Source organism: Enterococcus pallens ATCC BAA-351 (genome assembly GCF_000407485.1).
GTDB classification, from domain to species: Bacteria; Bacillota; Bacilli; order Lactobacillales; family Enterococcaceae; genus Enterococcus_A; species Enterococcus_A pallens.
The window spans coordinates 1,008,001-1,021,366 of record NZ_ASWD01000002.1; the positions used below are offsets into that span (position 1 = coordinate 1,008,001).

13 protein-coding genes are annotated in these 13,366 nt (G+C 40.9%); 3 read left to right on the plus strand and 10 right to left on the minus strand.

The features are described 5' to 3' along the window. Positions 1–34: 34 nt before the first annotated feature. Positions 35–562: an HdeD family acid-resistance protein gene (locus I588_RS11315; RefSeq protein WP_010756423.1), complete on the minus strand. Its 528-nt coding sequence runs from the start codon at positions 560–562 to the stop codon at positions 35–37. A gap of 387 nt (positions 563–949) precedes the next feature. Here I588_RS11315 and I588_RS11320 point away from each other — a divergent pair, with 387 nt between their 5' ends. Further along, a complete protein-coding gene (locus tag I588_RS11320; RefSeq protein WP_010756422.1) occupies positions 950–1,567 on the plus strand; it encodes a 50S ribosomal protein L25/general stress protein Ctc in 618 nt (205 codons plus the stop codon). 47 nt (positions 1,568–1,614) lie between these two features. On the opposite strand, the gene I588_RS11325 is transcribed toward I588_RS11320, so the two are convergent. The 7 genes from I588_RS11325 to I588_RS11355 form a co-directional block, all read right to left on the minus strand. Next, a complete protein-coding gene (locus tag I588_RS11325) occupies positions 1,615–2,619 on the minus strand; it encodes an SIS domain-containing protein (RefSeq protein WP_010756421.1) in 1,005 nt (334 codons plus the stop codon). Between the two features lie 10 nt (positions 2,620–2,629). Continuing rightward, a complete protein-coding gene (locus tag I588_RS11330) occupies positions 2,630–3,676 on the minus strand; it encodes an SIS domain-containing protein (RefSeq protein WP_010756420.1) in 1,047 nt (348 codons plus the stop codon). Positions 3,677–3,686: 10 nt separating this feature from the next. Beyond that, the gene (locus I588_RS11335) at positions 3,687–4,508 is read right to left on the minus strand and encodes a PTS system mannose/fructose/sorbose family transporter subunit IID (RefSeq protein ID WP_010756419.1); all 822 of its coding nucleotides are present in this window, start codon (positions 4,506–4,508) and stop codon (positions 3,687–3,689) included. Beyond that, positions 4,492–5,277 (minus strand): PTS mannose/fructose/sorbose/N-acetylgalactosamine transporter subunit IIC, encoded by a 786-nt coding sequence (locus I588_RS11340; protein WP_010756418.1) that lies wholly within the window; start codon positions 5,275–5,277, stop codon positions 4,492–4,494. The genes I588_RS11335 and I588_RS11340 overlap by 17 nt, the downstream gene beginning before the upstream one ends. 16 nt (positions 5,278–5,293) lie before the next feature. After that, positions 5,294–5,764, minus strand: coding sequence for a PTS sugar transporter subunit IIB (locus I588_RS11345; protein WP_010756417.1), 471 nt, complete (start codon positions 5,762–5,764; stop codon positions 5,294–5,296). Between the two features lie 21 nt (positions 5,765–5,785). Then, entirely contained in the window at positions 5,786–6,205 is a 420-nt protein-coding gene (locus I588_RS11350; RefSeq protein ID WP_010756416.1) for a PTS sugar transporter subunit IIA, read from the minus strand. A gap of 132 nt (positions 6,206–6,337) precedes the next feature. Then, positions 6,338–9,109 carry a sigma-54-dependent transcriptional regulator gene (locus tag I588_RS11355; protein ID WP_010756415.1) on the minus strand — a complete coding sequence of 924 codons (2,772 nt, stop codon included), beginning with the start codon at positions 9,107–9,109 and terminating at the stop codon, positions 6,338–6,340. 191 nt (positions 9,110–9,300) lie between these two features. Between I588_RS11355 and I588_RS11360 the strand changes: the two genes are divergently transcribed. Then, positions 9,301–9,624, plus strand: a complete 324-nt coding sequence (locus I588_RS11360) for a DUF960 domain-containing protein (protein ID WP_010756414.1) — start codon at positions 9,301–9,303, stop codon at positions 9,622–9,624. Positions 9,625–9,863: 239 nt separating this feature from the next. Beyond that, positions 9,864–11,261 (plus strand): MATE family efflux transporter, encoded by a 1,398-nt coding sequence (locus tag I588_RS11365; protein ID WP_010756413.1) that lies wholly within the window; start codon positions 9,864–9,866, stop codon positions 11,259–11,261. Positions 11,262–11,361: 100 nt separating this feature from the next. Here I588_RS11365 and I588_RS11370 read toward each other — a convergent pair whose 3' ends face one another. Beyond that, on the minus strand, positions 11,362–12,078 hold the full coding sequence (locus I588_RS11370) for a tryptophan synthase subunit alpha (RefSeq protein WP_010756412.1): 717 nt from the start codon (positions 12,076–12,078) through the stop codon (positions 11,362–11,364). After that, complete coding sequence (gene ulaA, locus I588_RS11375) at positions 12,078–13,358, minus strand: PTS ascorbate transporter subunit IIC (protein WP_010756411.1); 1,281 nt, start codon at positions 13,356–13,358, stop codon at positions 12,078–12,080. The genes I588_RS11370 and ulaA overlap by 1 nt, the downstream gene beginning before the upstream one ends. Positions 13,359–13,366: the final 8 nt, after the last annotated feature.

The window sequence follows — 13,366 nt, forward strand, 5'->3', positions numbered from 1 at the left end:
AAAGACCCGACAACTTTTTGTCAGGTCTTTTTGACTAACGAAATGCATAAACAATCTCGGTAATCCCTACTAACATGAAATATGCACCGACTAGGAAGCTTAATGTTAGAACGGATGATACTGGATTGAACAATAAATAAATACCTAAAAGAATTCCCAGAACATTTACTACTACCGTGAACCAGTAATAGCCATTACTGAATACTCTCGCAGCTCCTGCAGTCATCAATCCTACAATTGAATCTAACAAGAACCATAAAGCAAAAACAAATGGTAAAGTGATTACACCTGCACCAATATTAAATAGCAGCAATAATCCAATCACAATATCGATAATCCCAATCACAATCGGCATTTTGCTTTGGTATCCAGTAAATTCCTTCACCTTGTTCCGTACAAAAATTTCAAACAGACCTTTAATAATAGCAAAGGCTCCGATTACAATGACAATCGCCACAAGATTTCCTACTGGATCTTGAAATGACAGTAAAGCAACTAAAATAAATAAGATTCCTAAAAGAAACGAGCCCCAATTGAACCCCTTTTGTTGTTGTGTATCCATTATTATTCCTCCTCTCATAAAAAACCATAGCACACCCCCTCTTTCTCGTCAGTTTACACGCCTTGAAAATGTTTTTTCGTATTTTTTACAGAAAAAGTTGAGGAAACATCAAATTAAAAGCGCTTTTCCTTGCAATTTGCTGAAAAACGCGTTAACCTTTAATTAGATCGTAAATTTCTGCGGTCTGCTAAGTGAATCAAAGGTTTCTCATACACAGCGTAATGACCTGGTAGAGAAAGTTGAACCCAGACTTTTTTTAGACAGTTGCGCTATGCGACTGTCTTTTTGCGTATTTTCGCAAAACCATTGTGCTGAGAATAACCCGTCACTTTAAGAGAATCTGACTGAAAACCAACAGTCAGTGACATTTTAAGGAGGAATTTGGTTATGGCAGTATCATTGAAAGTAGAAGAAAGAGCAACTCGTCCCCGTTCCCTACGCAACAAGCTACGTCACGAAGGTAAAGTACCTGGCATCGTTTATGGATACAATGTGGAAAGCACACCTATCTCAATCGATGACCATGAATTCATGCGTTTATTGCGCGAAAACGGATCAAACACAGTCTTCACTATGGATTTGAATGGTAAAAAAGTAAATACTTTGCTTCATGATTATCAAGCAGACACCTTCACACGTGAATTAACCCACGTTGAATTCTTGTCAGTTGATATGGCAGAAGAAACAGAAGTTGAAACTGAAATCGTACTAGTTGGAGAAGCAGTTGGTGCTAAAGCTGGCGGTGTATTAACTCAAACATTGTACAGTATCGTGGTTTCAGCAACTCCAGACAAATTACCAGAAAACGTTGAAGTAGACGTTACAAATCTGGAAATCGGCGAGTCAATCACTGTTGGTGACTTGAAAGCCCATGCTGATTACACTATCGTTACAGATGCTGACGAACAAGTTGCAGCTGTTCAAGGAGCACAAGAAGAAGCTCCTGAAACTGGTGAACCTGCTGAAGCAGCAGAACCAGAAGTAATTGGTGAATCAGAAGAATAAGCTTAACACGTCAAAAGCAGGAGATCCGCTGATCTCCTGCTTTTTTTCTAATAGTCAAACTGGCGATAGTAGCGGCGAATGTCCAATGGATGACAATTCAATTTTTCGATATGGGCATCAATTCGTTGCGTGACACAATGCATCAACAACGGTGACAGAATACGTCCGCGATATTTTTCACTAATTCCTTCAACCGGATAATCCTTTGTATCGATGAAGGTATACTCTCCACAAATCCGCGGCAGCAGATTTGCCACCCGCTCGGCTAATGGCCGTTGTTCATCTTCTCCTAAGAATAAGGTAACTGGCGTAGTTTCATCCACTACCTCCAAGGTACCATGCAGAAATTCTGCTGCATGAATAGATTTTGAACGCAGCCAGCTTTGCTCTTCCCAGTAACACATGGCATAAGAATAAACCGCTCCCCATTGGTTTCCAGCACCAATGAAATAATGCATTGGATCATGACGATGCTTTTCAACAAACTTCAAACCAAATGCATCTGCTTGTTTCTCAGCTTCTACCAAACCGACAGCTAAATGCTGGTCTAATTCTTGATAATACTCTTCGTAATCTTCAAAGTCGCCATTATTTTTCATCAAACGATCCGCCACCATAAAGAATTTCAGCTGCTCAGTTCCAGGATTTGGATAAGAAATTACCTGGTCGCACAAATCAGCCAGAATGCTATCAGGTGTATCGATGAAGCCTAACAGGACAGCTCCTGTTTTTTTGATTTCCTTTACAGCCTTCACCACTTCTTCAGTTGTACCAGTTACTGAAGATAAAATGACCAAGGAATTCTTTGTTAGACGTCGATTACCGGTCGTATAATATTCTGCTGCATGCTGAACGTAAGCTGGAAGTGCACTTTTTCCATTGATATAAGTGACTGCCTGCATTGCCGACGCATAGGTCCCGCCAATTCCTAAATAATAAATTGCGTCAACGCCTTTTTCCCAAACTTGATCTACCAGCCTTTCTACCTCTGGTCGTAAGGCTAATGCTCCTTGGATATCCTCAATTTGCTGCTGTTCGTTAAACTTTAACATGTCTTCACCTCTATAATTTACTTTTTAGTACATCGTCAAAATTATCAAAAATCCGTTGACTCAAATCGATTCCCTTAGCTGCTGCTGTTCGACAAGCAAATAACTGGAATGGGATAACCATTACTAAGGAGGAAAGAATACTCTCACCTTCAATTTCCAAACCCAAAACATTTTCTTCCTTGCTTATTCCAGCAGTTACCGTAAAGGTTTGCCCTACCGCTGGCTCCATGTATTTTCGCAGCATCGCTGCACGTTGGGCATTTTCATCGGCAGTTTCTACAAAAAACAGGACATGCTGACTATCAGCTTCAAGATACGGTCCATGCATATAAGCCTCCAGTTCAAAGCCTTGAGAAGGTTTACGAACCGTTTCCGTAAACTTGGTCTCAAATTCTTTTACCGTTCCCCAGTTGGCTCCATAACCAATCCCAATAAATCGTTCTGAAAGCTTAAAGATCGCCTCGTGTCTTTTAAAAAATGCTTCTGACACTTCTATAATAGAAGGAATACGTTTAACCAATTGCCGTAATTCATCAATTGTCTGTTGAATCGTTTCTTCCGGCAGCCCTTTCGCTTGCCCGATTGCTAGTCCCAACAACATCAGTTGAAGTACAGTTGCTACATATCCCTTAGTGACAAAGCCGACTGTTTCTACTCCAATATTCAAGTCAATCGTCCGATCAGCTTTTTGAGCCAAGGAGCTGTCTAAATTACTAGTCAAGGCTATGGTATACAGCTCAGACCGTTCCAATGCTTCTAAGGCATAAATTGTTGAAGCACTTTTTCCACTTTGAGAAACAGCAACTACCGTATCAATCGCAGACGAAAGCTTGCCATAATGCCGAAAATGATAAGGCTCTTCAATCGTGAGCGTTACATCCCCTAACTGCTCTAATGCAACCTTAGCCGCCAAGCATGCATTGTAAGAAGAGCCAGTTGCCAACACCAAAATATTTTGACAGTTTTCTAATTCGGTCTCCGTTTTCTTTGAAAAATTATCTAAGATACGGAATAACGTCGGCTCCTCCTCATGGATATAATCCAACATTGTTGCCATACTTCCCCTCCTAAAAGATTCCTATTAACGAGCCTAAAATACCAACAACTGCAATACTGATTAAAATGATTAATGGATTCAGATCTTTCTTCAACAGATAAAATACACCGCCAAAGGCTCCCAAGGACAAAATCTTAGGCACAATATCATCAAACAAGCTTTGAACTGTCACCGCATTGTCGCCGGAACCAATTTGCAGAGGAATATTTACCTCAATCATCGTTGCCGTCATCCCGCCAACCACCATCAAGCCAATAATCGCTGCGCTGAAAGTCAAACTTTCCATCATGCCATTTTCCTGAATTTTCTTTAAAAAGCCTGTGCCTAATTTATAGCCCCAGCCAGTCGCAAAGTAACGGAACAAAAGATGTGGCACATTAAAGATTACCAAAAATAAAATCGGTCCTAAAATGTTTCCCTGAAGCGCTAATGACGTTCCTACGCCTGTTGCAATCAACCGCAGCGTTCCCCAGAACAATGAATCGCCAATCCCTGCTAAAGGCCCCATCAACGAAGTCTTAATACTGTCGATGGCCGTTACATCAAAGCTAGGGTCGTTGGCATTTTCTTCCTCCATCGCTGCATTGATTCCTAAAATCAAGGTGACGACATGAGGGGTGGTGTTAAAAAATTCCAAATGTCGCTTTAGACTGCTGGCCATCGCTTCTTTAGTGGTATACAATTTTTTCAAAATCGGAATCATGGCATAGGCATAGGCCATATTCATTTGCCGTTCATAATTCCATGAGAATTCCATTTGGAAGGAACGCCAGAACACCTTATTCAAATCCTTCTTTGTAATTTTCAACTCGTTATTAGAAGTCTTCGTCATCATCGATTACCTCCCCGGTAGTGGTTTGAGCAGGCTGAGCCGCCCGAACATTCATAATATTCACAACAACAACAGCTACAATCGCTCCGAAAATAGCTAGACCAGTCACTGGAATTTCTAAATAAGCTGCCAAAGCAAAGCCTAAGAAGAAGTAAGGAGCGACCTTCTTGTTTAACAACAACCGTGCCAGCATCGCAAACCCTAAAGCTGGAATCAAGCCTGTTGCCACACTTAGTCCATGCTGTACGAATTCTGGAATACTGTTTAACAAACCACCAACTGTTTTACTCCCTACCATGAAGGAAATAGTAACCACTAATCCCAGCATCAAGGATAAGCCAAAGCCAGCCATTAAATGCATTCGTTCTACACCCTTATAGTTTCCTTGTTCCGCGTAATCATCCGCCTTATGATTCATAATCGGAATCAACAATCCTAAATAGACATTTTTCAAGATCAAGGTTAAGGTAGCAATCGGCAAACCTAGCAGCAAAGCTGTTTCTGTTCCTGCGCCTGCAGTAATTGCAAATGCCGTTCCCAATACACCCCCTGTTACTACATCAGGTGGGATGGAGCCGCCCACTGAAAATGACCCAATAAATGCTAACTCTAACGTGGCTCCCATAATGACGCCCGTTTTCACATCACCTAATACAATCCCTACAAACAAACCAGTCACAATCGGTCTAGAAAGCAGTGATGTTCCCAACGCGTATTCTGACTGTACAATAAATGCCACAATCCCCAGTAAGATAGCTTGTCCTACCATTGTTCTCCCCCATTTCTTATAGCACTTCAGTAACCTTAACTTTTTTCTCTGATGGTACCTGTTGAATATCTATCTCCATTCCCTTTTCCACCAGCTGCTTTAGTAATTCTTCCTCTTCCGGCACCACATTGACCGATTTACCAATACTACGAGAACCGTCTTTAGCTTTAATCCCCCCTAGATTGATTCGTTTAATTTCCGGGTACGCTTCTGCTAATTTATAGGCATCAGCAATGGATTCTACTACGATAAATAATTTGTACTTGTCAGTAACGCCGCTTTTTAAGGCAGCAATTGAATCCTCAATATTCTTGATTACTAGCTTAACTCCTTGTGGTTTGGCCAATTTAATCGTTGTTTTGCGAATTTCGTTGGTTGGCACGTCATTGTTAGCAATTAAAATACAATCCGCGCCAATCGTTTGGGTCCAAGAAAAAGCAACCTGTCCATGAAGCAAACGATGGTCAACTCTCGTCAATAAAATCATCTTTCGTTCCTCCTATTTTGTTTAAAATTCTTCCTCCGCTAATTCCTTTTTAACGGTTTCGTTACAAAATTGAATACTTGCTTTAGCTTCCTCCAGCGCTTCCTGAATGATTACCGCTGTAGTATCGGCGCTCTTTAGTCGAGTGGTTAAGCCAATTAAGAAGGGTAAATTCAAGCCCGCCACTAAATAGAAATTCGGGCAATGAATGTAATGCAGGAATTCGTTGTTGACGCTGCCGCCAAATAAATCTGTAACAACAATCAAGTCATCGGCTGCATGAGATTCCATGATTTCTCGTACTTCTTTAGTTAAATCAAAGGTTTCCTCCATGTAACAATCTAACGCTGTAATAGATGGATCTCCTCCACAGATCAGCTGCAATGAACTCAGAATTCCCGACGCAAATGCTCCATGAGAGGCTAAAATAATTTCTCTTGCCATACGCTTCACCTCGCTTACCTAAGAAAGACTTCGCAAACTCGCCCCCCTTTGGAGCAGCTGCGAAAATTCCTTTCTTTACAAATATAAAAAGCAAGTCCTGTGCCAACTTTAGTGGCAAGGGACTTGCTTTTCTTAAAAATCTTCAACTTCAGCTGTTGTATCAGTCGTTTTAAAGACAATATCATAAATGTAGGCAATCTCTGAGTCAGGGATTTTGACACTATACACCTTTTCTATGACACTAAAGGCCAGTTTGATCTGTTGAAGCACTTCTTTTTGACACTGGTACAATTCTTCATAGCCTTGATAACTATCAATGGCTACATTGCGAATCAGTCGTTCAATTAAGCAGCTAACATGAACATATAATGCCAGCTTCTTCGCATTACTGATAGTTAGCTTCGTAAGGCTCTCCAGCTCCCGCATGAAAAGCTCGATTTCTCCCATAACTTTGTCTGTATCAAGAATGGTCACTGAGTCAATCACCTTTTCCAAGGAGAAGTTACGAATAATATTGCTGTTGAACACGGCATTCTCTTCAGGCGTTAACGTTTTGTCCAACCAGCGAACTAAGGTCTGTTCCTCATCACCAGAAATCAGTTCCTCTAAGGATAAATAAGGAATCGTTGGAATATCCGGATCAGCTGTGCCAATAACGCCCAAGACTTCATACATGGAAAAGATTGTTTCAGCTTCCTTTTTTTCCTTCAATAGATGGTATTCATAAGGCAAAATCTTCAAATTAGAGGTTGGCGGCAAGCTTTTTTCTAGCAGGTGACAAATGTGTTCAGCTGTTCCAATTCCGGTAAAGCAGGTGGTAATTAATACCTGCAGCTTGTTCTCCTCAGGATAAATGATTTCCCAATCCAATGGCGCTGCCTCAGCGGTCTGCTGGACAATTTCTTGTAAGGATTTTTGCTGCTGCAGCTGCTCGCCCATCGCAATCGCCAAAGGGGTCGTTACATTGTTCATAATGACAATCGGTGTAGTTATCTGTTTAGGAAAGTATTGATAGATTTCCTTTAATGATCCCATATCGACTAAAATTACTAGACCATTGGAAACATCATGGTATTCACTGTAATTTAAAATTTCCTCAGCAATTTTCTGGGGCGTGACATCCAGTGGCATATCAAAGGACTCGAAAATGTCTTTGCCTAATAAACGGTTTGCAACATTAGCAATACTGCTGGCAGTTGCATACCCATGAGCTACGATGACCGCCTTAGGAATTCCCGCTAGCTTCTTCCAATCAGTTTTCCTTAAATAAATAGTCAAAAGCACCTTGTCCATCGGTGAAATATCCAAATCTAATTTCGGGCGACACAATTCTAAGACACGGGTGACATAACGATAGCTAGCAGCATAACGCTGTTCTACCTGCCGTTCCAACTCCTTAATCAAGCGATTAATATCCGGATCTTCCGGATACCAATGGCTGCTTCCTCGCTGGAACAAGTAGTAGCTGATAGCATACACACTATTTCCATTAAAGCGAATTTGGTAGGCACTTTCCATTTGAGTGAAGGTATCCCGTACATATTGAGTTAAATAAATCAGCAGCTCATGCTTTTGCTGGCGATCAGTTTCAAACAGCAAGAAATCAAATAATCCTTCTACTTCCTTTTTGAACTTCTCCTCGCAGGCTGCCAACTGGCACTCCTGCTGCTGAAATTCGGTTAATAGCCGCTCAAAGGTTTTCATGACACGCTGCTGCTTTGGATGAGCTTTTTCAACCAGCTGCTCTAAGGAAAGTTGATCGTTGAGACAAATTTCCTCTTGAATCGTTGATTGGGTTGTCAGATTGGAGGTATTCAGGCTGCTGTCTGGTAGATGGTAAATCGTGACCTGAATCTCTGCTGCCCCCTTTTGCTCCGAAAAAGCCTTCGCGACTGTCACCTTGACGACATTTTTCAATTCTCCAATGTTCCCGTTCCAGGTACCGCTGGCTAGCAGCTGCAAGACTTGCCCCGAGACCCTCATTGGGAGATGTAATTTTCGCTGTTCGGCTAATAGGAAAGAATAAATCAATTCCAGCCGTTCAGTTCGATTGCGTGCTGCTAAAGCAGGCAGCTCGATTTGAATCGGGATTCGCCGAATAAAGGTCGTTAAAAAGCTGCTCTGCAAATCTTCAGTTGTCGCAAAAAACAGGCGGGTATTAATTTTCAACGGATGATTAGTATCCCCCATCCGATAAATAATTCCCTGATCTAGGAAGGTAAAAAGCTTTTCCTGGCCTTCGGGATTCAAACGATGGACTTCATCTAAAAATAAAATCCCCTGATCGGCTGCTTCAAAAGCTCCTTCTTTATCTTGATCCGCACCGGTGTAGGCTCCTTTCACATGACCAAAAAGATTGCTCGTCAACAGTTCGGGGTTATTGGCATATTGTGCACAATTCAACGTTACAAAGGGGGCATTTTCATCAATCAGCCCCTTTTCTAAACAGTATTGATAAATAATTTTTACCATGAAGCTTTTCCCTGTACCACTTTCACCAGTAATTAAAACCGGCAAGCCATTTCCAGGATAATCCAACGCCGTCTTAATTTGATCCACGCTGCGCCTTAAGCTTTTATCGTGGCCAATTACTAATGAAAACAAATCCTTTTGCTGATCGAACAAGGGCTGCTCCTTGATAATTTCCTCCAGCGACCGATAATAGGTTTGACTTAATGAGAAAAATTGTCTTTCAAAAGCCTCCTTATGGAAGTAGTAGACTGGTCGAGAATTCACTTTAATCAATAATCCTTCATCATTCAGTTGATTCAGATAATGGCTGATCGTATTGCGTTTTACTTGAAATATCTCAGCCAGCTTTTTCGTAGTAAATACTTCATTAACCGCTTTCAAATCAATAAAGGCTGTTTGATTTTCTAAATAGTTTAGTAGTTTTGCTTTCATGGTTCTCACCTCTTTAAATGGTCGCTTTCTTATGATTGTAGCAAAGACTCACTCAAAAACAAATTCCTTTTTCGGTAGTAAATAATTGTTTTTTCTTATAAAAAGCTTTACAATAAATCACTACAAAGGCAAGGTTCAGTGAATTGCGCTATAATTAGTCTATAGACCTGTTCCGCAAAGGAGGACAAAACATGTTTGAAACATTTGATGCAAATAGAAGTCGTTATGCCTCTGTCGGTGTAGTCTCCAGCTTGCCTGGTGAATTGATAGACAGCATTTGGTTTATCATCGATTTGGATTTGAAGGGCTTGATTCCGTTAGACAATATGCTGACATTTGATCTTGTAAACAAGCAAGGACATGTCACGATGCACTTCTCTCAAGAAGGCAGTGAGGTAGAGATGGATATTGATCTTCCTTTTGTCTACTCTTCCGAATTCCCAGCAGAAGTTTATGCTTATGATGACGGTAACCGCCAAACTATTCTATTACCTAACGAAATTAGACAACGTTAAAACAAACTTTGCTGTCAAATACATTTGCAGCCTGAAACAACTAAAATCTGAATAAGATAGTGGAAGTAATTAAGTAAATTTTACTATTTCTTTACCTATCAAAAAGGCGTACCAGCAGCGGTTTTGACCGTATCTGGTACGTCTTTTTTGTAAAAAATTTATAATTCAAAATTTTCTCTTGCATTGTGCAGGTTCTGTGGTAATATCTAGTGAGCATTTTCATGAAAGGAATGAAAACGATGAAAGAACTTACACGAGGAAATCCTGCAAAATTAATTTTGTTTTTCACTATTCCATTGTTAGCTGGTAATGTTTTGCAACAATTTTATAATATGATTGATATGATCATCGTAGGTCAGACATTAGGTAAAGATGCTCTGGCTGCTGTTGGTGCAACTGGGAGTGTCAGCTTTCTAATTATTGGGTTTGCCCAAGGCTTGACGTCTGGTCTTTCCATTATTACTTCTCAGCGCTTTGGTGCTAAGGATACCTTAGGCGTTCGTAAGAGTTTTGCGACTTCTGTAGTAATCAGCGCTGTTGTCACTATTGTTCTTACTGCTTTGAGTCTGTTGTTTCTACGTCCGTTACTATTGGTTATGCAAACACCGCCTGAGATTTTGGATCAAGCCCAAGAGTTTATTTCAATTATTTTAGCAGGTATTTTTGCAGCGATGATGTTCAACTTATTGTCTAACATGATTCGTGCTTTAGGCGACAGTCGAACACCGTTAATCTTTTTAGCTCTTGCTGTTCTCGTGAATGTGGTTCTGGACATCGTCTTCATCACTAAGTTTCATTCTGGAATTGCTGGTGCTGGTTATGCAACAGTAATCGCCCAAGTAATTGCCAGTCTGTTGTGCCTGATCTACATTCGCAAACGTATCCCATTACTGCAAATTGGTCGGAAACATTTTTCATTCGATAAACAAGAATTTCGTACTCACTTGAATGCTGCTTTGCCAATGGGCTTCCAATCTTCTATTATTGCAATTGGTGCCGTTGTTTTGCAATCAGCCTTAAATAGCTTGGGAACTGACGTAGTAGCAGCTCAAGCAGCTGCAGGCCGAATCGAGCAATTTGCTATTCTGCCAATGATGTCCTTTGGAATTACTATGGCTACCTTTACTGCTCAAAACTTCGGAGCAAGACAGTACAGCCGGATTCTAACTGGAATCAAACAAAGCCTGATCATGAATATCCTATTCAGCTTGCTGGCGGGCTTCTCAGTGATTTTCTTTGGACACTATTTAGTCGCATTGTTTGTCGACAAGGGAGAAACAGAAGTTTTCCAATTGGCTCAAGTATACTTTAATATCAGTGGTGTCTTGTATGTGATCTTAGCAGTTCTATTCATTCTGCGTTACACACTGCAAGGTCTTGGCCAAGCAAAAATTCCAACCTTCGCTGGGATTATGGAGCTGCTGATGCGCTCATTCGCTGCGATTATTTTGACTGGTTTATATGGCTACCCTGGTGCAGCCTTTGCTTCACCATTAGCTTGGATCGGCTCTGTATCGGTGCTCCTGCCATCAACAATCAAAGCAATCCGCAAGCTGAAAGAATTGGAACGTCAGCAGCAAGCGGAAGAAATTGGTTTGCCAGAAGAAGAACACAAGCCAGTAACCTCACCGAACTAATTGAAAAGCCTAAAATCTGCTGTTTGCGGATTTTAGGCTTTTTTTCTAGTCTGTGTAAGGTAAAGAAGCTGCCGCAAAAGCGATGGCAGCCTCTTTATTTTCAGCTTTCTGTTAACAATTTCTTGTTGAAGGCTGCTTCTAAGTCATTTAAATAGTTTACGATACCGGCAAGCTGGGATTGGTTGAACTGTTTGATAAACTCTGAACCAATAATCGCCCCATCTGCCCCACTATCTAAAATACTAATCACATCTTTCACTGTTTTCACCCCGAAGCCAATAAAAACCGGCAGTTGGGTGTGTTCCTTGATATATGGAAGCAGCTGCAGATAATCATCTGGTAATTGATCGAATTCACCAGTCTTTCCTTCACCTGACACTACATAAACAAACTGTGAGCTGCTGGCAAGCTGTTCATCAATAGCCGCTTGACCCAACTGGTTGGTAAATATGTGAACTAGACCGGGATACTGTTTGGGGTTTAGCTTTTGATCGACACACAATACTGCATCATACAAATGTCGCGGTACCTGCGAAAGCTGAAAATGCTCAATCCCTTGCTGATAAGTCATTAAGATAACCTTGAACTGATACCGTTGACGGATTTCCTCCAGCACAGAAACGATCTCTTCTTGAGAAAGATTAGGATAAACCAACTCCTGGGTTTTTCTAACCACTCCACCATCTAAATGTGGGTTCTCCACCGGAATTCCGATTTCCACATACCCTACTTGAAACTGTTCAATCACATCTAAAATCTCAAAAAACTTTTCTCGTGTCGGATAATTTATCGTTACGTACAAAGCTAAATTGTTCATTACGCACCTCCAAACAGTTGTAGGAACCAGCCTAAAATCGGTCCATAAACTGTATAATCCGTCTCACTAAGAATCCGCATAATTGGTGCATAACTGCCAACCATCGGCAGCAAAAAGGCTTGTCCGAAAATTAAAATGAAACCATTTGCCAAAGAACCCATAATTGCTCCACGACGACCACCATGGGCGTTTCCAAAAATCGCAGTTGCTGCCCCAGTAAAGAACGTAGGGATCAATGCTGGAAAAACCACTACTGGATAATTCAACGCACCAAGAATCAACATGCCTGCTAAACCTGAAACTAAGCTGCATAAGAAACCAACAATTACTGATGTTGGATAATTTGGAAACAGCAAAGGGATATCCAATCCTGGCTTAGAATTAGGAATAATTTTGTTGGCAATCCCATGGAAGGCGGGGATAATTTCTGAAAGCATCATACGCACCCCAGTGATAATGACAGTAATCCACATGCCGAACTCAACACCACGTAATAAAGAAAAGACAATAATATCTTGACCACCAGTAATATTTTCCATCGTCCAGCTTGGTGTGGCAATTAAACTAATTAATAAGAACAGCACAGTCATCACTAAGGTCAAGGCAATTGTCATTTCCCGTAGGAAGTTTAATTTTTTAGGTATTTCCAGCTGCTCTAAATCATGCTCTTTATTACCAAAGGCTTTCGCCAATAAGGTCGCAACTAAAAGTCCTGAAGAACTTGAGTGAGCTAAAGTAAAGCCTTCTCCTCCCTTCACTCCTTTAATACAAACAGCTACATAAGCACAAGAGAAAGTCATGTATAAGCCAAGTAAGACTGAACCAATCGCCACAATCCCAGTAAAAGGCAAGGTTGTCCCAAATTTCAATAAAGCTGCGATCAAGCCTGCAAAGAAGAAGGACACATGGGCAGACAAGTGAACATATTTAAACCGAGTAAAACGAGCCAACAATAGATTAATTAGAAAACCAAAGGCAAAGATTAAGGCCATTTCAGTTCCGATATCGGCTAGACTCTCCGCTTGGGCAGCCCCGATATCAGCTGAGAAGCTCTGCATATTGAAAATTTTAGAAATCATTTGCTGCAAAGGCAACAAAGCGCCTCCCAATGTTTGTCCACCGACATTAATCATAGTAAAGCCGATCATCGTTTTAATCGCACTAGGTAAAATCTGATCCCATGATTTCTTTTGAGCAATCATTCCGACAACAACAACCATTCCAATAATAAAAACTGCCTGACTCAGCACATTGTTGACAATATATAGAAATACTGACATAGTATTTA